The organism is Actinoallomurus rhizosphaericola, from assembly GCF_024055675.1.
Lineage (GTDB): Bacteria > Actinomycetota > Actinomycetes > Streptosporangiales > Streptosporangiaceae > Actinoallomurus > Actinoallomurus soli.
In genome coordinates this window covers 99,441-121,688 of the sequence record NZ_JAMXMW010000010.1, presented here as the reverse complement: position 1 = coordinate 121,688, position 22,248 = coordinate 99,441, and the positions used below count along the sequence as shown (strand labels likewise).

At 72.3% G+C, this 22,248-nt stretch carries 21 protein-coding genes; 9 read left to right on the top strand and 12 right to left on the bottom strand.

Annotation, left to right across the window (positions count from 1 at the left end; translation table 11 throughout):
- Positions 1–32: 32 nt before the first annotated feature.
- From NE234_RS22760 to NE234_RS22735, 6 genes are all read right to left on the bottom strand, one after another.
- Positions 33–1,664 carry a WXG100 family type VII secretion target gene (locus NE234_RS22760; RefSeq protein ID WP_252782521.1) on the bottom strand — a complete coding sequence of 544 codons (1,632 nt, stop codon included), beginning with the start codon at positions 1,662–1,664 and terminating at the stop codon, positions 33–35.
- 38 nt (positions 1,665–1,702) lie between these two features.
- On the bottom strand, positions 1,703–2,908 hold the full coding sequence (locus NE234_RS22755; protein ID WP_252782520.1) for a UDP-N-acetylglucosamine--N-acetylmuramyl-(pentapeptide) pyrophosphoryl-undecaprenol N-acetylglucosamine transferase: 1,206 nt from the start codon (positions 2,906–2,908) through the stop codon (positions 1,703–1,705).
- 184 nt (positions 2,909–3,092) lie between these two features.
- Positions 3,093–4,529, bottom strand: a complete 1,437-nt coding sequence (locus tag NE234_RS22750; RefSeq protein ID WP_252782519.1) for a glycoside hydrolase family 18 protein — start codon at positions 4,527–4,529, stop codon at positions 3,093–3,095.
- 162 nt (positions 4,530–4,691) lie between these two features.
- Complete coding sequence (gene pip / locus NE234_RS22745; RefSeq protein ID WP_252782681.1) at positions 4,692–5,672, bottom strand: prolyl aminopeptidase; 981 nt, start codon at positions 5,670–5,672, stop codon at positions 4,692–4,694.
- 72 nt (positions 5,673–5,744) lie between these two features.
- Positions 5,745–7,055 (bottom strand): sensor histidine kinase, encoded by a 1,311-nt coding sequence (locus tag NE234_RS22740; protein ID WP_252782518.1) that lies wholly within the window; start codon positions 7,053–7,055, stop codon positions 5,745–5,747.
- A complete protein-coding gene (locus tag NE234_RS22735; RefSeq protein WP_252782517.1) occupies positions 7,052–7,726 on the bottom strand; it encodes a response regulator transcription factor in 675 nt (224 codons plus the stop codon). Before NE234_RS22735 ends, NE234_RS22740 begins: the two co-directional genes overlap by 4 nt.
- A gap of 79 nt (positions 7,727–7,805) precedes the next feature.
- On the opposite strand from NE234_RS22735, the gene NE234_RS22730 reads away from it, so the two are divergent.
- The 7 genes from NE234_RS22730 (at position 7,806) to NE234_RS22700 (ending at position 15,206) form a co-directional block, all read left to right on the top strand.
- Positions 7,806–8,297: a hypothetical protein gene (locus NE234_RS22730; RefSeq protein ID WP_252782516.1), complete on the top strand. Its 492-nt coding sequence runs from the start codon at positions 7,806–7,808 to the stop codon at positions 8,295–8,297.
- Positions 8,298–8,381: 84 nt separating this feature from the next.
- Positions 8,382–9,155 (top strand): SDR family NAD(P)-dependent oxidoreductase, encoded by a 774-nt coding sequence (locus NE234_RS22725; protein WP_252782515.1) that lies wholly within the window; start codon positions 8,382–8,384, stop codon positions 9,153–9,155.
- 7 nt (positions 9,156–9,162) lie between these two features.
- On the top strand, positions 9,163–9,927 hold the full coding sequence (locus NE234_RS22720; RefSeq protein WP_252782514.1) for a crotonase/enoyl-CoA hydratase family protein: 765 nt from the start codon (positions 9,163–9,165) through the stop codon (positions 9,925–9,927).
- Positions 9,928–10,790: 863 nt separating this feature from the next.
- Positions 10,791–11,219: an alternative ribosome rescue aminoacyl-tRNA hydrolase ArfB gene (arfB, locus tag NE234_RS22715; RefSeq protein ID WP_252782513.1), complete on the top strand. Its 429-nt coding sequence runs from the start codon at positions 10,791–10,793 to the stop codon at positions 11,217–11,219.
- 148 nt (positions 11,220–11,367) lie between these two features.
- Positions 11,368–12,936, top strand: coding sequence for a DHA2 family efflux MFS transporter permease subunit (locus NE234_RS22710; protein WP_252782512.1), 1,569 nt, complete (start codon positions 11,368–11,370; stop codon positions 12,934–12,936).
- A gap of 655 nt (positions 12,937–13,591) precedes the next feature.
- The gene (locus NE234_RS22705) at positions 13,592–14,143 is read left to right on the top strand and encodes a hypothetical protein (RefSeq protein WP_252782511.1); all 552 of its coding nucleotides are present in this window, start codon (positions 13,592–13,594) and stop codon (positions 14,141–14,143) included.
- A gap of 121 nt (positions 14,144–14,264) precedes the next feature.
- A complete protein-coding gene (locus NE234_RS22700; RefSeq protein WP_252782510.1) occupies positions 14,265–15,206 on the top strand; it encodes a hypothetical protein in 942 nt (313 codons plus the stop codon).
- A gap of 232 nt (positions 15,207–15,438) precedes the next feature.
- On the opposite strand, the gene NE234_RS22695 is transcribed toward NE234_RS22700, so the two are convergent.
- Positions 15,439–16,053: a TetR/AcrR family transcriptional regulator gene (locus NE234_RS22695; RefSeq protein WP_252782509.1), complete on the bottom strand. Its 615-nt coding sequence runs from the start codon at positions 16,051–16,053 to the stop codon at positions 15,439–15,441.
- 111 nt (positions 16,054–16,164) lie between these two features.
- Here NE234_RS22695 and NE234_RS22690 point away from each other — a divergent pair, with 111 nt between their 5' ends.
- Positions 16,165–16,956 carry an SDR family NAD(P)-dependent oxidoreductase gene (locus NE234_RS22690; protein WP_252782508.1) on the top strand — a complete coding sequence of 264 codons (792 nt, stop codon included), beginning with the start codon at positions 16,165–16,167 and terminating at the stop codon, positions 16,954–16,956.
- A gap of 55 nt (positions 16,957–17,011) precedes the next feature.
- On the opposite strand, the gene NE234_RS22685 is transcribed toward NE234_RS22690, so the two are convergent.
- The 3 genes from NE234_RS22685 to NE234_RS22675 all read right to left on the bottom strand — a co-directional run bounded on the left by NE234_RS22685 (position 17,012) and on the right by NE234_RS22675 (position 19,592).
- On the bottom strand, positions 17,012–17,755 hold the full coding sequence (locus tag NE234_RS22685) for a GNAT family N-acetyltransferase (RefSeq protein ID WP_252782507.1): 744 nt from the start codon (positions 17,753–17,755) through the stop codon (positions 17,012–17,014).
- A gap of 286 nt (positions 17,756–18,041) precedes the next feature.
- Positions 18,042–18,572 carry a peptide deformylase gene (def, locus tag NE234_RS22680; RefSeq protein ID WP_252782506.1) on the bottom strand — a complete coding sequence of 177 codons (531 nt, stop codon included), beginning with the start codon at positions 18,570–18,572 and terminating at the stop codon, positions 18,042–18,044.
- 57 nt (positions 18,573–18,629) lie between these two features.
- A complete protein-coding gene (locus NE234_RS22675; protein WP_252782505.1) occupies positions 18,630–19,592 on the bottom strand; it encodes a DivIVA domain-containing protein in 963 nt (320 codons plus the stop codon).
- A 214-nt stretch (positions 19,593–19,806) separates the two neighbouring features.
- Between NE234_RS22675 and NE234_RS22670 the strand changes: the two genes are divergently transcribed.
- Positions 19,807–20,334 (top strand): gamma carbonic anhydrase family protein, encoded by a 528-nt coding sequence (locus tag NE234_RS22670; protein ID WP_252782504.1) that lies wholly within the window; start codon positions 19,807–19,809, stop codon positions 20,332–20,334.
- Positions 20,335–20,406: 72 nt separating this feature from the next.
- Here NE234_RS22670 and NE234_RS22665 read toward each other — a convergent pair whose 3' ends face one another.
- Together NE234_RS22665 and NE234_RS22660 are read right to left on the bottom strand one after the other, a co-directional pair.
- Positions 20,407–21,600, bottom strand: coding sequence for a CU044_5270 family protein (locus NE234_RS22665; protein WP_252782503.1), 1,194 nt, complete (start codon positions 21,598–21,600; stop codon positions 20,407–20,409).
- Positions 21,593–22,180 (bottom strand): RNA polymerase sigma factor, encoded by a 588-nt coding sequence (locus NE234_RS22660; protein ID WP_252782502.1) that lies wholly within the window; start codon positions 22,178–22,180, stop codon positions 21,593–21,595. Before NE234_RS22660 ends, NE234_RS22665 begins: the two co-directional genes overlap by 8 nt.
- Positions 22,181–22,248: the final 68 nt, after the last annotated feature.

Below are 22,248 nucleotides of genomic sequence, written 5' to 3'. Positions count from 1 at the left end.
GCCGTGGCGCGTACTGTCGGCGGGGGAGCGGGTCAGGTGGCCGGGTCGGGGGGCTGCGGGTCTCCCTCGGTGGCCCAGAGGTCGAGGTTCTGGTCGATGACCTGGCCGGGCGGTACGTGGCCGGCTCGCAGCCGGTACTCGACGCTGCGGCCGATCGGCAGGACGGTCGCCGCCGAGGCGCCGACGACTCCGACGGGGTTCCGTACCGAGCGCACTCCGCCGTTGCCGTCCGACACCTGGTACGACATCATCCGGATGTGCCGCTTGCCGTCGGGATAGCGCTCTCCCGTCGGGGTGGTGCGGTACAGGTGGAATCCGAACTTGTTGAGGGCACCGTTCTGCGTCGCTCGTACGGCCTGCTTGGACGTGCTCACGAAGATGTGGAAGTTGCCGATCTTCGCGTGCCGTCCCCGTACCGCGTCCTCTTTGACGTAGTCCATGGTCTGGCGCCCGCCGCCGTACGGCGAGTTCCAGAACTTCGCGCCGACGGACGAGTCGAGGAGTTTCGCGAAGGACTTCTCCTTGATGTGCCGTAGCTCGGTGCGCAGCCGGGCCATGAGTTCGCCGATGCGGCGGATGAATGCCTTGAGCAGGGTCAGCACGCTCGTCACCTGGCTGGCCGTTCTCGACGACTCGGCCGTGATCTGCCTGACGGCGGCGACCTCCGAGACCCCGAACGACTCGGCCGCGAGCAGCCCGGCGCTGATCCAGGCGTAGACCGCCCAGGCGACGAGATTGCTGATCATTCCCCGCAGGATGGTCTCGACGTCGGCGATGAGCGAGCTGACGAGTTGCAGCAGGGCGGCGATCCGGTCGGCGCTGTTCCCGGTGTCCGCGATGCCGTCGCGCAGGGCCGTCAGGCGGGTCCGCGCCGCGTCCGCGGCGTCCCCTCGTTCTCCGCTCAGGGTGCGGCTCAGGGCTTCGCCGAGGTCCTCCGCGAGGCCGCGGCAGCTCTCGGCGATGCTGTCGAAGTTGTACGCGGCCTGTCCGACGGCGATCGGATCCCCCGTGAGCCAGTCCACGACCCACTTCGTCCAGTAGAAGGCGTTGAGCAGGAAGCCGAGGCCGTAGCGGACCAGGAACCCCATCGGATCGGCGAGGAGGAAGTCGTAGTTGGCGCGGATCTCGAGGAAGGCCGAGGAGGCGTCCGTGGCCAGCAGGGCGATGTCCGTGCCGATGTTGTACTTGTCGTCGCTGGTCAGGTCGCCGGTGAAGCGCCATGCGTCGAGAGCGGCCGCCCCGGCCGCGCCGAAGGGCGGGGGCAGGGCGGTGATGACCCCGTTCCACGTTCGATGGTCCCGGTAGAAGCGCGAGGCCGGATTCAGCCGGCGGACCTCCTGGCCGCTGCCGTGGTCGCGCCCAGCGAGGGCCAGGGTCTGCAGGATCATCGTCTCGGTCGCGGAGTAGTGGGCCCCCATGGTGTGGAGGCGTTCTCGCGCGCCCTCGATCGCGCCGGACATGTGGCCGAGGTGCTGCTGGAACTCGGCCGCCAGCGACAGGAACTCACTCCGTACGGGCCTGAGGATCCCCCACGGGTGCGAACCGGACAGCGAGTGCGCCACGGCGTCGGTGGTGCGATGGATGTCCTGCACCCGGGAGGCCAGGGCATCGGCGCCGCGGGCCGCGTCGCCGATGGCCTCGGAATGGGCCGTGAATCCGTCCATGCGGCCCGGCGCTCCTTCGGACTCCCGCCCCGGCAGGCTCAGTGAGCTCCGTGGGCCACGACGGACAAGAGGACATCGACGAGCCGGTCGGCGGCGTCCGGGCGTCCGGCGGCGCGGGCCCGTTCGGCCATGGCGACCCGCCTGGCCGGGTCGGAGAGCAGCGGATCCACCGCGGCGCCGAGGGTCTGCGGCGTCGCCTCCCCGAGCAGGGCGACGGCGGCTCCGGTGTCCTGCAGGTGACGCGCGTTGTGCGCCTGCTCGTCGCCCGCCGCGGAGGCGAGCGGGATGAACACGGCGGCCTTGCCGAGGGCGGTGAGCTCGGCGATCGTGCCGGCGCCGCTCCGGGAGATGACCACGTCGGCCAGCGCGAGGACGTCGGGCAGCTCCGGGCCGACGTAGTCGGTCAGCAGGTAGCGGGCCGCGAGCTCCTGCGGCAGGGACGCGGTGTGCTGCCGGAGGCCGGCGAGGTTGTCCGGTCCGCACTGGTGGATGACGTTGGCGCGGGACAGCAGCCACGGCAGGATGCCGGCGACGAGGGTGTTGATCTGCTGCGACCCCTGCGCGCCGCCGGTGACGTAGACGGTCGGGCGGTGCGGGTCGAAACCGTGCAGGTTCAGCGCGTGGACCGCCTTCTCCGGCCGTCCCTGGAGGACTTCCGGCCGTACCGGATTGCCGGTGACCACGGCGTTCGCGCGGGTCTTCTCGGGCAGCAGCGGCAGGGTCGACTCCGAGGAGACGGCGACGCGCGTCGCCCGGCCGGCGAGGCTGCGGTTGGCCAGGCCGAGCCGGACCGTCTGCTCGTGGACCACCAGGGGACGGTGGCACAGCCGGGCGGCGGCGACCCCGACCGGGACGGCGACGTAGCCGCCCGTCGCCAGCACCACGTCCGGGCGGAACCTCTTGATGATCTTCCGGGCCTGGAGCACGCCCAGCGGGACCCGGAGCATGTCCTTCACGTTGGCCGGGGACAGGAGCTTGATCGGGTTGCTGGAGCGGCGGATCTTGCCGGTGACGACCGTGGCGAAGGGGATGCCCTCCCCGGCGGCGACCCGCGACTCGAGGCTGTCGGCCTTGCCGACCCACAGCACCTCCAGCGCGCGGCCCGAGCGCTGCAGCCGGGCCCGGAGGGTCCGCACCGCGGTCAAGGCCGGGTAGGTGTGGCCGCCGGTCCCCCCGCCGGTGACGATCAGGCGGAGCGGCGGCTCCGCGGCGAAGGGCGGGTGGGAGACGTTCTCATTGTTCACGGGAGGCAACCTCGGTCGACGTAACCGGTTGATCTTCATACCGGCCCTCCCACGGTAGCCATGAGCACGGGAGCGGGGCGCGGGAACCGCGGCCATGTGATCCATCCCGCCCCGCAACAGGGGCGTGGCGGGGCCGTGCGTGCGCTGCACGGCCCCGCCACGGAGCGGGGAGAGGAAGGTCCGGTCAGCCGGTGAACGCCCTGGTGAAGTCCAGGTCGTTCTGGGCGATGCCGCTGCAGGTGGCGCTCGCCCACTGCTGCGGTCCGCCGGGGCACGCCTTGTCGCGGGTCGCCGACCACATCGACAGCCACGCGAGGTTCTTCTGCTTGGCGAAGGCCGCGAGCTTCTTGGCGTCGGCGACGGTGAACACCTCGGTGTTCGTGTCGTTCACGCCGATCATCGGGGTGACCGCGATCCGGCTCCACGCGCTGCTCAGGCCGAGCGCGTCACGGACCTGCGCCTCGGTCGAGGTCGCCGCCTGGATGGCGTAGTCGCCCATCTTGCCGCTCGGGTTCGGGGCCTGGCCGTCGCCGTAGTCCATCGCCATGATGTTGACGGCCGAGACGGAGTCGCCGTTCTGCCTGGCGTTCTTCAGCAGGTTCACGCCGTCCTGGGTCAGCCCGGACGGCAGGACCGGCAGCGTGAACGACACCTCCAGGCCCGGCACCTGCTTCTGCAGCGTGGCGATCGCCTGGGCGCGTCGGCCGTTGGCGGCCTGGTCGGCGATCGCGGCACCCTCGACGTCGAAGTCGACCTTCTTCAGCTTGAACGCGTCGATGACCTGCCTGTACGCGGACGCGAGCGTTCCCGCGTCGGAGCAGGCCTGGGCGAGTTCGGTGCCGTTGGCGCCGCCGAACGACACGCGGACGTCACCGCCGGCCGTGCGCAGCGCGCCGATCTGCTTGGCGACGTCGTTGTCGGCGAGCGCCTGGGAGCCGCCCCACTTGGGCGTGCAGCCGCCGCCGGCCACGATGAACGCCAGGTTGAACGTCGTGACGCCCGTCTTGGCGGCCGTGCCGGTCAGGTCGAACGGCGGGTAGAGGCCGACGTCGACGTACGGCGCGAAGCCACCGGCCGAGGAGGACGGCGGGGTGGTCGGCGGATCCGAGGGCGGGTTCGACGGCGGGGCGGGAGTGCTCGTGGTGGGGGAGGGCGCGGGAGCGCCGTCGCCGGAGCAGGAGGCGCCGTTGACCTGGCAGGCGGTCGGGGCCGCCGCCTTGCCGTCCACGGTGAACCCGACCTGCCGCTCCTGGCCGGGCGCGAGATCGGCGTTCCAGCTCTCGTTCTTCACCGTGACGTGGGCGCCGTCCTGGTGGGACACGCCGTTCCACAGGCTCGTCACCTTCGCGCCGGCCGGCAGGTCGAAGGACAGGTCCCAGCCGTGCACGGTGCCGGTGCCGTCGTTGGTCAGCGTGTACTGGCCGGTGTAGCCGGTGTCCCAGGAGGAGACGGTGCGGTACGCGGCCCGTACGGAGGCGGTGTCGGCCGAGCCGCTCGCCGCCATCAGGCCGCCGGTGCTCGCGCCGCCGGTCGCCAGGGCGACGCCGCCGGCGCCGATCACGGCTGCGAGGCCGACCAGCAGCGGCATCCGCCGTCGGCGGCGCGCGCGGTCTGCGTTCATGAGGGACTACCTCCAGTGGAACCGGGGATGCGGGGTCTGCGCCTGCAGGGCGGTGCCAACGTACGGCCGCGCGGTGCCCCGTGGACGGCCGTTAAGGCGTGCTTAAGGAGCGGTTGAAGCGCGTTTGATCTGGTGCCCGGCTCCGAGTGGGAACGCCCGGCTTCACGCCATCCGGGGCCCGTTCGCGGAACTTCGGGAACGGAAGCGGTCGGTGGCGCCGATCAGGTGGTGCAGGATCCCGGATTCCATGCTGCCGTGGCCCGCGTCCTCGACGATGTGGAACTCGGCCTCGGGCCAGGCCTGGTGCAGATCCCATGCCTGGCGAGGCGGGGTCTTCATGTCGTAACGACCGTTGATGATCACGGCGGGGATGTGCCGTATGCGGTCGATGCCCGGCAGCAGGCCGCCGTCGGGGAGGAACCCGCCGCCCGCGATGTAGTGGTGGAGGATGCGGGCGGAGGAGATGAGGGCCGCGTCGTCGAGTGCCGGCGGCTCGATGGGGAGCAGGGTGTTGGCGGACAGTTCCCAGTCCATCCAGGCACGGGCCGCGGGGAGGTGCACCGCCGGGTCCGGGTCGCCGATACGACGGCCGTAGGCGGCGATCAGGTCGTCCCGCTCGGCGGCGGGGACGGCGTCGCGGAACGCCGCCCACTCGGCGGGGAACAACTGGGCGATGCCGGTGTCGGTGAACGTCCAGGCCTCGTCGGACCGGCGGACCAGGTAGATGCCGCGAAGCACGAGTTCGGTGACGCGGTGCGGATGGGCCTGGGCGTACGCGAGGGCGAGGGTGCTGCCCCAGCTTCCCCCGAAGACCAGCCAGCGGTCGATGCGCAGATGCTCGCGGAGCCGCTCGATGTCGGCGACCAGGTGCGGGGTCGTGTTGTGCTCCAGCGAGACCCGCGGGTCGCCGGCACTGGGCCGGCTGGCACCGCAGTTGCGCTGGTCGAACAGCACGATGCGATAGGCGGCCGGATCGAAGAACCGGCGGAAGGCGGGCAGGACGCCGCCGCCCGGGCCGCCGTGCAGGAAGACCGCGGGCTTGCCGGCGGGGTTTCCGCAGACCTCCCAGTGCAGGTCATTGCCGTCACCGACACCGAGGAGGCCGGACTCGTACGGCTCGATCGGAGGGTAGAGCTCTCTCAACGCCATACGGGTAATCAATCAATGATCAGCGGCTCGTACGAGCCCCCGATGCGGACGGACGGTTCCGCGACGCTAAGGCCGCCGCCTCGTTCGGGGGCGCTTGGGCGTCGTGGGCAGCCAGATCTGCACCTGCGCGCCGCCGAGCGCGGGGGACCGGTCGATCCGGACGTCGCCGCCCACGGTCTCCGCCATGCGGCGGGCGATGTCCAGGCCGAGGCCGGTGGAGCCGCCGCCGCTGGAGCCCCGGCGCAGCGCGGCCTCCGGGTCGGCGATGCCAGGGCCCGCGTCGGCCACGAGGATGCCGACGAGTCCCGCGCCCGCGTGCAGCGTCACCGCGAACGCCGTGCCCTCCGCAGTGTGCCGGAACACGTTGCCGAGCAGTGAGTCCAGCACCGCGCTGAGCTCGCCGCGCGGCACCGGGACGGCGACGGGCCCGTCCGCGCCGATCAGCTCGCAGTCGCGTTCCTGGTCCTCGGCGAGGGCGGACCAGAAGGCCATCCGGTCGCGGAGCACCGCGGCGGCGTCGCACCGGGCGGTCTCCTTCGGCTTGCGCGCCGAGCGGATGATCGAGTCGACCTCCTCTTCCAGGCGCGCGACGGCGAGCCGGGTCTGCTCGGCGGCGGGTTCGGGGCCGAGCGCCGCGGCGTTCAGGCGCATCGCGGTGAGGGGGGTCCGCAGCCGGTGGGACAGGTCGGCGATCAGCTCGCGTTCGGCGGCGAGGAGCTGCTCGACGCGGTCGGCCATCGTGTTGAACGCGCGGCCGGCGTCGCGCAGCTCCGGCGGCCCCTGCGGGTCGATCCGGGTGCGCAGGTCGCCGCCGCCCAGGGCCGTCGCCGCGCGGGCCAGGGTCCGCGCGGAGCCGACCACGCGCGCGCCGAGGCGGTCCGCGACGACGACGGACCCGGCGACGAGTACGGCGGCCACGACCGTGAGCGTGATCCACGCCGGCCGTACGCCCCGCGCCAGGTCCTGGCGCGGCAGGTACACCTCGACGATCGCCGTACGGTCCTGGTCCAGCGCCACCGGCTGCAGCAGCACGTAGCCGCCCGCCGCCGGGGCGGAGAAGGACCGGCCGCGCGTGGTGGCGGTGGCGAGGTCGCCGGGCCGCGCCCGCGAGGTCCCCACCGTGCCTCCCGTCCTGAGGGGCAGGTGGACCGCCATCCGGCCCGCCGCTCCGGCCTGGGTGCTGGCGACGGCGCGCTGCAGGGCACCGCGGTCGGTGGTGACGGCCAATGCCGGGGCGAGCGACCCCGCCTGGCGTTCGGCGTCGTTCAGCGCCCGGTCGCGGGCGATCTCCTTGACCATCAGCGCCAGGGGGATGAGGAACGCCAGCGCGACCATCGAGGTGACGGCCGCCGACACGAGCGCGAGCGACCGCCTCACGGCGCCATCAGCTTGACGCCCACGCCGCGTACGGTGTGCAGGTAGCGCGGGCGGGAGGCGGTCTCGCCGAGCTTGCGGCGCAGCCAGGACAGGTGCACGTCGATCGTCTGGTCGTCGCCGTACGGCTGCCGCCACACCTCGGTCAGCAGCTCCCGCCGGGAGACGACGTGGCCGGGGCGCGACGCCAGGTGGGCCAGCAGGTCGAACTCCCGCCGCGTCAGGTCGAGCGGCCGGTCGTCGAGGAACGCCTCGCGCCGGTCCGGATCGACCCGCAGGCCGCCCACCTGGTACGCCCGCGGCCGGGCCGTCTGCTGGGACCGGCGGAGCACGGCGCCGAGGCGGGCGCTCAGGTGCTCGGCGGAGAACGGCTTGATCAGGTAGTCGTCGGCGCCGGCGTTCAGCAGCCGTACGATCTCGGTCTCGTCGTCGCGCGCGGTCGCCACGATCACCGGGACGTCGGAGACGCCGCGCAGCATCTTCAGCGCCTCCGCGCCGTCGAGGTCGGGCAGCCCCAGGTCCAGGATGACGACGTCCGGCGCGGCGCGGGTCACCTCACGGAGGGCGTCCAGCGCCGTACCCGCGCTGCGGACGGCGTGCGCCCGCTCGGTGAGCTCCCGGATCAGTGCCGACCGTACGAACGGGTCGTCCTCCACCACGAGCACATTCGCCATGCCCGGCACCTTAGAGGTTGAGCACCGCATAACCGCCGAAAAGGCAACAAAGCACGGCTATTGCGGCACCATTGGGGCGGTGCGACGGGCGATGACGTACGTGGCCGCCTGGGGCGGCGCCACCTCGCTGGCGGTGATGCTGGTGTGGTTCGGCGCGCGCCCGGTCCTGCACAACGCGGTGTTCGGCCCGCCGCCGGCCCGCTCCGTCGTCGACCACGTCCCCGTCTCCCCGGCCGCCGGCCCCTCTTCGCCGCCACCGGCGAGCCCGACCGTACGCGCGACGCCGAAGCGGACCGTACGGCATGCGTCTCCCCGGCCGTCCAGCGTCCGGCCCACGCCGTCGCCGCACACGGACGCCCGGAGCTACACCCTGACCGGCGGCCAGGTCGTGCTCTCGATGACCGCGACGTCGGCCCGGCTGGTCTCCGCCACCCCGGCCGCCGGGTACGAGGTGCGGACCTGGCACGCGCCGGGCTGGCTGCGGGTCGACTTCACGAAAGACGCGCACACCTCGACGTTGTTCTGCACCTGGAACGGTCACGCACCCGCCGTACAGGTTCAGGAGCAATAGCGGTCGGACCGCTTGGACAATTTTTGATACGCGTGAGTAACATCACTAGAATTCGATTCGGCCTAGTCCGGTAACCTCCTGCTCATGGACGTAAACGGAGTTGCCGCCATCGTCACGGGCGGCGCGAGCGGACTGGGTGAGGCGACCGCGCGGGACCTTGCCGCGCACGGTGCCAAGGTGGTCGTCGCCGACCTCAACGAGGACAAGGGCAAGACGATCGCCGACGAGATCGGCGGCGTCTTCGTCAAGGTCGACGTCTCCGACGAGGAGCAGGTGCAGGCCGCCGTCGACGCGGCCGTCGCCACCGGCGCGCCCCTGCGCGTCGTGGTGAACAGCGCCGGCATCGGCTGGGCGACGCGGACCGTCAACCGCGACGGCTCTCCGCACGACCTCGCCTCGTACAAGAAGGTCATCGAGGTCAACCTGATCGGCACGTTCAACGGCCTCCGGCTCGGCGCCGCCGCGATCGCCAAGACCGAGCCGGTGGACGAGTTCGGCACCCGCGGCGTGGTCATCAACACCGCCTCGGTCGCCGCCCTCGAAGGGCAGACCGGCCAGATCGCCTACTCCTCCTCCAAGGGCGGCATCGTCGGCATGACCGTGCCCGCCGCCCGCGACCTGGCCGCCATCGGCGTCCGCGTCAACACCATCTGCCCCGGCATCATCGACACGCCGATCTACGGCCAGGGCGAGCAGGCCGAAGAGTTCAAGAAGAAGCTCGTCGCGCCGGTCGTCTTCCCCAAGCGCATGGGCCGGCCGTCCGAGTTCGCCCACCTCGTCCGCTCCCTGGTCGAGAACGACTACGTCAACGCCGAAGTCATCCGCTTCGACGGCGGCATCCGCTTCCAGCCCAAGTGAGGTCCTGATGTCGGACGCGGTCCTGACCGAGGTGGACGGCGGCGTCGCCGTCATCACGATCAACCGGCCCGAGGCGAGGAACGCCATCAACGGCGCGGTCGCCCAGGGCATCGCGAGCGCGATCGACGAGTTCGACGCGCGCAAGGACGTCTCCGCCTATGTCCTCACCGGCGCCGGCGGCACCTTCTGCGCCGGCATGGACCTCAAGGGGTTCCTCACCGGCGACGACCCGAGCAAGGGCGGGCGCGGCTTCGGCGGCATCACCGAGCGGCCCCCGGCCAAGCCCATCATCGCCGCCATCGAGGGGTACGCCCTGGCGGGCGGCTTCGAACTGGCGCTGTCCTGCGACATGATCGTCGCCTCGTCGGAGTCGAAGTTCGGGCTCCCGGAGGTCAAGCGCGGCCTGGTCGCCGGAGCGGGCGGCCTGCTCCGGCTGCCGCAGCGGATCCCGTACCACGCCGCGCTGGAGATCGCGCTGACCGGCGACCACTACCCGGCCGCGCGGCTGGCCGAGCTCGGCCTGGTCAACCGGGTCACCGAGCCCGGAGAGGCCCTGCGGGCCGCCAAGGAACTGGCCGCCAAGGTCGCGGCGAACGCCCCGCTGGCGCTGGCCGCCACCAAGCGCGTCATCGTCGAGTCCCGCGACTGGCCGAGCGACGAGCAGTTCGCCCGGCAGGGCGAGATCATCATGCCCGTCTTCGGGTCCAAGGACGCGATGGAGGGCGCGGCCGCCTTCGCCGAGAAGCGCACGCCCAACTGGTCCGGCGAGTGACCCACGCGCCGGGGGCGTGACCCGCCACGCCCCCGGCGCTCCGGCACCCGGAAAACGCGACCGCACCTGAAGCCCTGGCTCTCGCAACGCCCGCCCCGATTTCGGTAGGCACATGGTGCCAATCCCGCCAGGAACCGGATCTCCGCACCGTCGCGCTAGGTGCGTGGTCTCCGCGCCGGCTCTCCCAGGGATGGGGTGTCCGCGCCGGTCGCGCTAGTGCGGGGTGTCCGCGCCGGCTCTGCCAGGGACGGGGTGTCTGCGCCGGTCGGGCTAGGTGCGGGGTGTCCGCGCCGGTCGCGCTAGTGCGGGGTGTCCGCGCCGGCTCTCCCAGGGATGGGGTGTCTGCGCCGGTCGGGCTAGTGCGGGGTGTCCGCGCCGGCTCTCCCAGGGATGGGGTGTCTGCGCCGGTCGGGCTAGTGCGGGGTGTCCGCGCCGGCTCTGCCAGGGACGGGGTGTCCGCGCCGCGCGCCAGGCGTGCCTTAGGACTTGAGCCGTCGCGGTGGTCACCTTGCCGCCGGAGTGCCGCGCGTTCACCTAGAAGACCAGAGCGCCGAGGGTTTTCGTTGCCCCGGCCACCAGGATCCTCGGCACTCCGCTACGGGGAAGATCAGCGCGCCCCCTACGCGGCCTTTGGGTGAGGAGCATTCGGCGCGGCGGGGCCGCCGAAGGTGGTGCCGGTCCAGGCGGGAACGGCTGCCCGGAGTGTAGGGGCGCCGAAGGCTCCAGGCCCCCCCACGGTCCCGGCTCGCAGCAGCCGCGCCGGGGAGGGGCGGCCGCGCCGGGGAGGCCGCGCCGGGGAGGCCGCGCGGATCCGGCCGTAAATGAGACGACAGAGAGCGCGTGCGCCGGGGATAATCGGGCGTATGTCCGATCCCGTGCGTGTCCGCGGCTCGGTCGTCATCCCCGACGCCGAGCTCCGCTGGCGTTTCTCCCGCTCGTCGGGGCCGGGCGGGCAGCACGTCAACACCAGCGACACCGCAGCCGAGCTGTCCTTCGACCTCGCCGGGTCGACGGCGCTGCCGCAGCCGTACAAGGAACGCGCGCTGCAGCGCCTCGCCGGACGCCTGGTCGACGGGGTGATCACCATCCGCGCCGAGGAGTACCGGTCGCAGCTGCGCAACCGGGAGGCCGCCAAGGCCCGGCTGTCCGCCCTGCTCACGGAGGCCACGGCCCCTCCGCCCAAGCCGCGCCGCCCGACCAAGCCCAGCCGCCGCGTCCACGAACGTCGCCTGGAGAACAAGCGCCGCCGCGGTGAGGTGAAGCGGGGCCGCTCCGGCCGCTTCGACGGCTGACCGCCGCCGCCCCGAAGGACGCCGTAGGGGCGGCGCCGCCGCGCGCACAGTAATTCGATTGCGAGACTGTCGGTGCCACCCGGCATGATGGTCCGCCGATGCGACACGGCATCATGGTTCGCCGCTGAAACCGCAGCTAGTCGCCCAGATGAGCGTCACCGACGATTGGAAGACCGAGATGAGTGCCGTCCCCTCCCCTGAACTCGCGGAAGATCCACCGCAGATATCCGAGCCGCCGGCAGGGCTCGACCGGGGAGTGCTCGCGGTCGCCATGGTCGTCGTCCTCGGCGCGATCATGTCGATCCTCGACGTCACCGTCGTCAACGTCGCGATCAACCACCTCGCCGGAGCATTCCACTCGTCACTCGCCACGATCCAGTGGGTGGCCACCGGCTACACGCTGGCCCTGGCCACGGTGATCCCGGTCACCGGGTGGGCGTCGGCGCGGTTCGGCACCAAGCGGCTCTACATGATCTCCATCGCGCTGTTCGTGCTCGGATCGGCGCTGGCCGGCCTGGCGTGGTCCGCCGAGTCGCTGATCGCCTTCCGCGTCCTGCAGGGCCTCGGCGGCGGCATGATCATGCCCGCCGGCATGACGATCCTCACCCAGAAGGCCGGCCCGTCGCGGGTCGGGCAGGTGATGAGCGTCGTCGGCATCCCGATGCTGCTCGGGCCGATCTGCGGTCCCATCCTCGGCGGTTGGCTGGTCGACGACGTCTCCTGGCGCTGGATCTTCTTCATCAACCTGCCGATCGGCGTCGTCGCGCTGTTCCTCGCCGCGCGGATCCTCGAGCGCGACACCCCGCGCCCGGGTGAACGCCTCGACCTGCTCGGCCTCGTGCTGCTGTCGCCCGGCCTGGCCTCGCTGATCTACGGCCTGGCCAAGGGCGCTCAGGCGAGCGACTTCAGCAAGCCCGAGGTCCTCATCACCACGATCGCCGGAGCGGTGCTGGTGGTGCTGTTCGCGGTCCGCGCGCTGACCGCCCGCGTCCCGCTGATCGACCTGCGGCTGCTGAAGCGGCGCTCCGTCGCGGCGGCGTCGGGCACGATGGTCCTGTTCATGTGCGCGTTCATGGGCGCGATGCTGCTGCTGCCGCTCTACTACCAGGTCGTCCGCCAGGAGAGCGCCTTCTCCTCCGGCCTGCTGCTCGCCCCCCAGGGCATCGGCGCGATGATCACGATGCCGGTCGGCGGCAAGCTCACCGACCGGATCGGCCCCGGCCGGGTCGTCCTGATCGGCCTGCTCGTGGTCGTCGCCTCCGTGGCCGGCTTCACCTCGGTGCTGCACGCCGACACCTCGTACTGGACGCTCGGCGCCGTGCTGTTCGTGATGGGCCTGGGCATGGGCATGACGATGATGCCGACCATGGCGGCCGCGATTCAGACGCTGTCCCACGACGAGGTGCCCAAGGCCAGCACCATGCTGAACATCATTCAGCAGGTGTCCGCCTCGATCGGCACCGCACTGATGTCCGTCCTGCTCGCCAACGCCCTCACCGACAAGCTCGGCGGCGGTGCGGGCGGCGGCGGGCTGTCCGCGGCCCAGAAGCTGCCGCCGCAGATCATGCAGAAGATCGTCGGTCCGATGGCCGACGCCTTCCAGAGCACCTACTGGTGGGCGGTGGGCCTGCTCGCGCTGGCCTTCATCCCCGCCCTGCTCCTGCCGCGCCGCAAGCCGACCGGCGCTCCGGCGGAGCCCCCGATGCCGATGCACTGATCCCCATTGAGCACCCGTCCTCGGCCCCGTGGCCTCCCGGCCACGGGGCCGTCGTCGTCCCCCACCCGGCCTGCGGAGCGCGGACCCTCTGCCACCGACGCGCTCCGGCGCGGCTGTGGTCTGGCGCGGCTGTGGTCTGGGGAGGCCGCGGTCGGGTGGGTGCCGCTGCGGCCCGCATGCGCTGCGGTACGGGGATTCGCTGCGGCGGGTTGTGTCCAGCGCCGCGCGGTGCACGGTGCGTGGGTGTGGTTTCGGCGAGGCAGGGGTCGGGCGGGTGCCGCTGCGGCCCGCATGCGCTGCGGTACGGGGATTCGCTGCGGCGGGTTGTGTCCAGCGCCGCGCGGTGCACGGTGCGTGGGTGTGGTTTCGGCGAGGCAGGGGTCGGGTGGGTGCCGCTGCGGTCCGGACGCGCTGCGCTGCCGTTGTCTTCGGTGCAGTGCCGAGCAGTGCGCGGGTGCGATTCGGGGGGTGCGATTCGGAGGTGCGGCCGGTCGGGGATGGGTCGCCGCGGGGATGGGCCGTCGCGGGAAGGGGTGGTCATGGGGCGGGCCGTCGCGGTGAGCTGGTTGCATCCGGTCGTACGCCCGGTGGCGTAGGCGAGGTGCCTCCGGGCAGGGGATGACTCGCCGAAGCGACGTGGGGATCGTGGTCTGACATGACCGACGTGTCCAGCCCTCCTTCGTCAGCCTCCGCCGTCCGTACGCCGTCGCGTCTCCGGCTCTCACCGGCTGCCCGGAAGACCACGCTGGTCGTGCACCTGATCGCGTCGATGGGATGGCTGACGCTGATGGTCTGCGTGCTCGTCCTCGCGCTGGCCGCCCTCGCCACCTCGGACGCGGAGACGCTGCGCACCGCCTACCGCGCCATGCCCTTGCTGGGCGACGCGCTGGTCCTGCCGCTCAGCCTCCTCTCACTGATCAGTGGGCTGATCCTCGCGCTCGGGACACCCTGGCGGCTGTTCCGGTACCACTGGGTGGCGGTGAAGTTCTGGCTGACCCTGGTCGCGACGGCGGCGTCGAACCTCGCCTTCACGGCCAGGCTGCACGACGCGGCGCGTGCGGTGGCGCGGCATCCCACGGGATCCATCGCTCGGATGCACCTGGGCTTCCTCCCGTACAACCTCGTGATCATTTCGTGTGTCGCCATCGCCCTGTACACGACCAACGTGGTGCTCTCCGTCACCAAACCATGGGGGCGCCGCGGCTGAGCGCGGAGTGCCGAGGGTTTCGGTGGCCGGAACGACGAAAATCCTCGGCGTCGAGCGGGGCTTATCCACAGACCTCCCTCAGACACGCTCCTCCAGCCTCTCGATGGCGCAGGCTGGTGTCGTGCTCGGACAGGTCCTCGCCCGGCAGCACGGGGTGATCGCGCGGTGGCAGGCGCTCGCGTGCGGTCTCACCGACGCGGTCCTGCGCGCCCGCATCGAGAGCGGCCGGTGGCAGCGCGTCTTCACCGGGGTCTACGCGGCGTTCAGCGGCCCGCTGCCCCGGGACGCGGTGCTATGGGCCGTCGTCCTGCGGGCGGGCCCCGGAGCCACACTGAGCCATCGCACGGCGGCGGAGCTCGATGGGCTGGTCGATGACGTGCGCGACCCGGTTCACGTGACGGTGCGCCGCGGCCGCAACGTGCTGCCGATCGAGGGCGTTCGACTGCACTACTCGAGCCGGGTCGACGACGCCCGGCATGCCGCGCGGGTGCCGCCACGGACCACCATCGAGGAGACCGTCCTCGACCTGGCCGTTTCGGCCCGCGATCTCGACGAGGCGATGGCGTGGCCGGCTCGGGCCTGTCAACGCCGTCGCACCACGCCGGAGCGGCTGCTGCGCGCGCTGGAGAGGCGGAAGAGGGCACGGTGGCGGGCCGAGCTGACGGCGGCGTTGGCGGACGTCGATGCGGGGGCGACGACGCTGCTGGAGATCAGGTTCGTTCGCGACGTCGAGCGGGCGCACGGACTGCCGCCCAGCGCCAAGCAGGTCCGGTCCCTGCGCGGCGGACGGGTGACCTACGAGGACGCGCGCGCCGAGGCGTACGGCGTCGTCATCGAACTGGACGGGCGGGCGGCGCACCCGTTCGCCGAGCGGCACCGCGATCTGCGCCGCGACAACGCCGCCGTACGCGCCGGGCTGGCGCCGCTGCGCTACGGATGGGGCGACATCACCGAGCGGCCGTGCCTGGTCGCGGCGGAGATCGGTGACGTGTATCGAAGGCGGGGCTGGACGGGTTCGCCGCGGTCGTGCGGGGCGGGATGCGTGTTCGCCGTGGCGGCGTGATCGGTGGCTCGGGTGTGTACCGCGGCGACGCCGATGGGGGAGCCGAAGGCGGGGCTGGAGGGGTTCGCCGCGGTCGTGCGGGGCGGGATGCGTGTTCGCCGTGGCGGCGTGATCGGTGGCTCGGGTGTGTACCGCGGCGACGCCGATGGGGGAGCCGAAGGCGGGGCTGGAGGGGTTCGCCGCGGTCGTGCGGGGCGGGATGCGTGTTCGCCGTGGCGGCGTGATCGGTGGTTCAGGTGTGCACCGCGGCGGCGCCGGCCGGGGAGCCGAAGCCGCGCAGCAGGGTGTCGACGACCTTCGTGGCGAGGACGTCGGCGTCTCCGCCGTCGGTCTCCGCCGCGGCTTCGTGGATCAGCGCGTAGTAGACACGGCGGGTCCAGTCGAGGTCGGCGTCGGGTCGGAGCACGCCCGCCTCGCGGGCGCGGCGGAGGAGCCCGACGCAGCGCTCCTGGATCTCGGCGTGGATGCGGGCGGCCTCCGAATGCGCCTCGTCGAAGGTGCGGTTCATCGCGAACGACCAACTGGTCTTGACGCGCAGGACGTTGGCAGTGACCTGGTACAGCGCCACGAGGGGCGGGGTGGCGTCCGGACGCGCCGAGTCGACGGCCTCGGCGAACTGGCGGGCGGCCCAGCCGGTCAGCTCGTCCAGGAGCGCCTCACGGGTCGCGAAGCGACGGTGAACGGTCGTGCGGGCCACTCCGGCCGCCTCGGCGACCTGCTCCATGGTCGCCGCCGGATTGGCGGCGAGGACGCGCTCGGCCGCCTCCAGGATCGTGCGCACCGTGCGCTCGGCGTCGGCCCGGAGCGGCCGCTTCGTCTGCTGCCGGGGCTGATTCACTGTCGCCACCCCGACATGTTACCTCCCAGGCCCGACTTAGGATCTACTTGCAACATCGACGTCGCAGTTACTAGATTGATCGCGTCGTGAAGGTCGCGACTCTTGGCGTGGGAGGTTCGGATGGATACTCAGCTCACTGGTCGTACCGCCCTGGTGACCGGCGCGAGCCGCGGGATCGGGCTGGCGATCGTGACGGCTCTCGCCGCGGAAGGCGTCCGCGTCGTTGCGGCGGCACGGACGATCACGCCCGAGTTGAAGGAGACCGGTGCGATCACCGTTCCGGTGGACCTGGCGACGCCCGACGGTCCCGCCCAGCTGGTCGACCGGGCCCTCGCCGAGCTCGGCGGCGACCTCGACCTGCTGGTCAACAACGTCGGTGGGGGAGACAACGGGTCCGAGACGGTCCCGGGCTTCCTGGGATTCGCGGACGGCGACTGGCAGTCCTTGTTCGACGTGAACTTCTTCGCCGCCGTCCGCACGACCCGCGCCGCTCTGCCCGGCCTGCTCCGCAGCCGGGGCGTGATCGTCAACATCTCCTCGAACGGCGCGCGCATGCCGCACGCCGGACCGGTCCCCTACACGACGGCCAAGGCGGCGCTGACCGCGTTCGGGAAGGCGCTCGCCGAGGAGTTCGGGCCTCAGGGCGTCCGGGTGAACACGGTCTCGCCGGGGGCGGTGCGGACCGCGCTCTGGGAGGCGCCCGACGGCTACGGCGCCGGGCTGGCGAAGGCGTTCGGCGTGTCCCAGGAGGAGCTCCTGGCGGCGCTGCCCCAGCAGACGGGCATGACGACGGGCCGGCTGATCGAGCCCGCAGAGGTGGCCGCGCTGGTGACCTACCTCGCCTCGCCCCTCGCGGCCAGCGTCAACGGTGCGGATCTGGTCATCGACGGTGGTGCGATCAAGACCGTCTGACCGGGGTGGTCGGCGAGGGCCTGCAGCGGACCGGGACCCTCGCCGGGCACGCGCGTCAGACGAGCGGCTTGGTGAGGTGCACGAGGTCGACGCCCGGGCGGAGGGGCTCCCGGCGCTCCTCGGCGTAGCCGAGGCGCTCGTACAGGCGGAGGTTGGCCATGCTGAGATGACCGGTGAAAAGGGCGGCGCGTCGTACGGCGGGGGTGACCGACTGCTCGATGGCCGTGAGCAGGGCGGTGCCGAGGCCCCGGCCCTGAAAGTCCGGTGCGACGGTCAGCCGGCCGATGTGGAGAACGTCGTCCTCGACGCGGCCGCGTACGGCGCCGACGATCCGGTGGCCGTGGGTGACCTTGAACGCGATGCCCTGCTGCAGCTCCCCGGTGAGCTCGTCGAGGGTCTGGACCAGCGGCGGGAGCCCGGGGTCGCCGTAGATCCGCGCCTCGCTCGCGTACGCGGCGCGCTGCAGCGTCAGCAGCTCACCGGCGTCGTGGGGGCCCGCGGGTTCGATGGGCGGAGCGGCCGTCGCTCCGATGCTCGCCAGCTCCAGGTCGATGAACGCGCCGATCATCGCTCGGTAGGTGCGTTCGACCACGTCGGGCGAGGCGCCGAGTTCGGTGGCGGTGGACCGTGCGCGCCGGACGACCTGGGCGACGCGTTGCGGGGCGCGTACGGCTCCGGCGTCGGTCTTCAGCCGGCCGGCCTGGCGTACGAAGGTCTCGCGTTCGGCCAGCAGCGCGATGATCCGGCGGTCGAGCCCGTCGATCCGGGCGCGGATCTCGGCGATCTCGTCATTGGACATGGGTTCCGTCCTCTGGTCGGCTCCCGAACGTCCGGCACCGGGGCGACCTCTGCCCAGACCCGCGCTCTGGAGCGGCGGTCTGGGAAGCAGTGACGACAGGCCGCCTAAGGGCGGCGCCACCAGCGGGCGGTGAGAGTCGGCACGGAGCGACTCTAACAGGGAACGATCTTCACTGGCGCGAGACCATCGGTCCGGTCGCGAGCACCGGGTCGCCGGCTCCGGTCGCCGGGGTCAGGGCGTCGGCTCCGGCCGGCGACGCGGGGCCATCGGCTCCGGTCGCGGGGCGTCAGCTCCAGTCGGCGGCGCGGACGGCGCGGAGCGCGGCCTTGCGCGCGTCGCCCTGGAGGGTGTCGACGTACAGCCGTCCCTTGAGGTGGCCGGTCTCGTGCTGGAGACAGCGCGCGAAGTAGCCGGTGCCCTCCACGCGCAGCGGTGCGCCCGTCATGTCGACGCCTTCGACGACCGCGTGGTCGTACCTCGGCGTCGGGAAGCGGAGGCCGGGCAGCGACAGGCAGCCCTCGTCGTCCGAGACGGTCTCGCCGTCGGCGGACACCAGGACCGGGTTGACCACGTGGCCGACGTGGTTGCGGCCCGCGTCGTCGTCACAGTCGTAGACGAAGACCTGCAGGGAGACGCCGATCTGGTTGGCCGCGAGTCCGGCGCCGTCGTTGGCGTACATCGACGCGAACATGTCGTCGATCAGCCGTCGCAGGTCGGCGTCGAAGGAACGCACCGGGTCGCACTCGGTGCGCAGCCCGGGGTCGCCCATGTAGCGGATCGGCCGTACGGTGCCGGCATCGCCGCGTCGTCGTCTCACAGCCCAGGACTCTAGATGATCGGGCCGGTGACCGCCCAACGGTCACCGGCCCGATCGTCAGTCCTCGGGCTCGCCGCTCGCCGGGAACACCTGGACATTGCGCTCCTGCGGTTGCTGCACCGGCTGCGGCTGCACCGGCTGCATCGGCTGCGGCTGGGCCGGGGGCTGGGCCGGTGCGCCCGCCTGGTGATGACGGCCGTTCGGCGGCTGCGGCTGCGCCTGCTGCTGTTGCTGCGGCGGCTGGGGCTGCTGCTCGGGACGGGCCGCGGGCCGCTCGGGACGGGCGGCGGGCCGCTCCGGCTCGCTCTGGCCGACGGCGTCGGCGACCATCTCCTCCAGCGGGCCGGCCTTCTCCTCCTGCTCCAGCAGCGTCACGAGCGTCTCGGTGATCTCGCTGAGCCGGCCGAGGGCCTGGGTGTGCCGCTTCGTGAGCTGGGCCAGGCGGTCGGAGGCGTCCTCGTTGATGACCGCCGAGCGGCGCTCGGCGGTGGTGAGGGTGCGCTCGGCCTCCGTGCGGGCCTCGGTGATCATCGTGTCCGCGTCGTTCTTGGCCGTGGCCATGATCTGCTCGGACTCGCGCTGGGCCGCGGACAGCATGTGGCCGGCGTTCTCCTGGGCCTGGGCGAGCGTCCGCTCGGACTGGCCGCGGGCCTCGTCGATGATGCGGTTGGCCTCGCGCTCGGCGTCCTGCTGGATCTGGGTGCCCTTGCGCTCGGCCTCGCTGAGCTTCGACTGGGCCTCTTCCTCGGCGAGGTTGATGATCTGGCGGAGTCGCTCGCTCAGGTCGTCGCCGGTCGGACGCCGGGCCTCGCGGACCTCGGTCATCTCGCGGCGCGTGCGTTCGACCTCGTCGAGGGCGCGCGACAGCCGGGCCTCGAGCTCGCGGATCTGGTTGCGGGTACGGGCGATGTATTCGTCGACCTGACGGCGGTTGTAGCCGCGCATGACGATCTCGAACGTCTCCTCGCGGAGGGGCTCCTCGCGGAAGAGGTTCGGCAGGATCTCGGCTTCGTTGCTCATGGCCCTCGGGGGTCGAAGGAACGTCTGTGACGACTCTCGATGGTTCCCCCCTTTTCGCGCAAGGGGAATGGGAGTACTGGCAGGAATTCCCGGTCCGCCGGCGCGGCGACACGAGAGTCTTCCCAGCTTAAATATCGCAAAATACGGTATTTGGGAAATGTGGCGCGCCAACCGGACGGAGACGGCACCGCCGCCGCTTCTAGACTGGACGACCGTGACTGACTTCTTCCACGGCACGCTCGGCGAGCACGGGCCCGACATCCACCCGGAGGCGTGGGTCGCCCCCGGAGCCGTCGTCGTCGGCCGCGTGCGGCTCGGCCGCGCGGCCAACGTCTGGTACGGCTCGGTGCTGCGCGGCGACGACGAGGAGATCATCGTCGGTGAGGAGTGCAACATCCAGGACCTGTCCTGCCTGCACGCCGACCCGGGCATGCCGGCGGTGCTGGAGGACCGGGTCAGCCTGGGGCACAAGGCCATGGTCCACGGCGCGTACGTCGAGACCGGCTCGCTCATCGGCATCGGCGCGATCGTGCTCAACGGCGCGCGGATCGGCGCCGGAACGCTCGTCGCGGCGGGCGCCCTCGTCGGCCCCGGCAAGAAGATCCCCTCCGGGGTTCTCGTCGCGGGGGTTCCGGGCAAGGTCGTACGGGAGCTGAACGACGACGACCGCGCGGTCCTCGCCTACACGCCCGAGACGTACGTACGGAAGGCCGCCCTGCACCGCGAGGCCCGCTGGGGCTGACGCCCGAGCGGGCCCGCGATCAGGGTTCTTCAGGGGTCAGCGGCCGCGCTGCACCACGAGGCCGGCTGGGGCTCACGCCCGAGTGGCCCCGCGGTCAGGGCTCTTCAGGGGCCGGCGGCTGCGCTGCGGTCCGGCGGTCCTGGTGGGGGCCGAGGCCGTCCAGCCCTGCGTGACCACCGTCGTGGAGTTCCACACCGAGCCGGGGGCGAACCCGGCCGTGAAGCCGCCCGGCTTCACGACGACGAGGTCCTCGCCCAGCGCGCGCCCGGCGGCGGTGTCGATGATGAGGCGGTGCTGAAGGGCGCCGGCCTGCTTCGTCCGCTCGGTCACGGCGATCGCCGTGCCCGTCCGGCCCTGCGCGTCCTTCACCTGGCCGATCGCCGTGACCGTCCGCAGGCCGGTGAGCATCCGGAACGCCGCGCCACGGACCTTCGGGGTCACCGGCATGTCCGTGATGAGGCCCTTGGCGACGGTGTACAGCCACAGGTCCGAGGACATCGGGTCGCTCGACGACTCGGTCCCGTGTCCCCCGTACCAGCGCTTCAGGGAGGCCTTCAGCCGCTGCGGGTCGGCCGGCAGCGCGCGGAGGTCCTTCATGGTGACGTTGCGGCCGAGCCAGAAGACCTTGTCGCCGTCGACGAGCGGGGCGCGGTAGACGCTCGCCGTTCCCGGCTTCATGGACAGGGTCATCGGCTCGAGGCCCTTGCCCGGGACCGTCACCTTGAAGGTGGCGGGAGAGCCCGCGCGCTGCCAGGCCGCCGTGTCCGCGGCGGTCGCCGGCCGGGCGCCGAGCGACCGGCCGCTGCTCCACTGCGGGCGCCCCGGCCGGCTCGGGGTCCACTCCTCGTGCTGCTCCTGCTGGACGACGGTGTAACCGCCGTCGGCGACCCGGTAGAAGCTCCGGTCCACGGTCGTGGTGTGCCAGTACCCGCCGGTGCCGTCCGTCTGCCCGTCCGCCTCGGTCGCGGCGGCCAGCAGGATCGAGCGGGCGTCGAGCGTCGTCGTGGTCGTCGAGCGGCCCGCCTGCGGACCGGCCGATCGGTTCCCGTCCGTCCCGGCGGTTCCGGTCGTGGAGATCGCGACCGCCGCCGCGGCCGTCGCGGCGGTGAGGCCGAGACCGCCCGTCACCCACAGGGTCCTCCGGGCCGGCATCGTACGGCGACGGCCGCGCGTCTCCGTACGGAGCCGTTCGCGTCCCTTCGCGACGACCGCGTCGTCGGGGGCGGGCCGGTCCAGCATCGTGCGCACCATGCGCAGCTCATCCATTGACGTCGATCTCCTTCTCCAGAGCGGTGCGAAGCTTCTTCCGGGCCCGGTTGAGGCGCGAGCCGACGGTGCCGTACGGGATCCCCAGGGCCTGGGCGACCTCCTCGTGGCTGAGGTCGGCGAGCGCCACGAGCAGCAGGACGTCCCGTTCCTTACGGGTCAGCGCGGCGAGGGCCCGGGCGAGCTGCGGCTGCAGCCCGGCCGCGGCGACCGCCGTGACGACCTGGTTCTCGTGACCGTGATCGTCGGGGGCCGCCCGCACGCGCGTGAGGGTCTCGTAGTGCCGCGACTCGACGCGCCGGTGCTGGGCGACGAGCTTGGTGGCGATGCCGAACAGCCACGGCCGCAGCGCCCCGCGCGCGGGATCGAACCGCTCCCGCTTGCGGAACGCCACCAGGAACGTCTCGGCCGCGATGTCGTCGGCCGCCTGGGTGTCGAGCCGTCCCGCGACGTACCGGTGAACGTCGCCGAAGTACCGGTCGTAGACGTCGGTGAACCGGTCGGGGTCACGCCGGTACTCCCGGACGAGGTCGGCGTCGCTCACCCTCCCGGCCGTCCGCGCGTCGGTCAGGCCGGTCACGTCTTGGTCTCCGTCATGGGCGCCTCCCGGGCGAGGTGATGGGCGGACACCGGTTCTCCGCGCCTTCG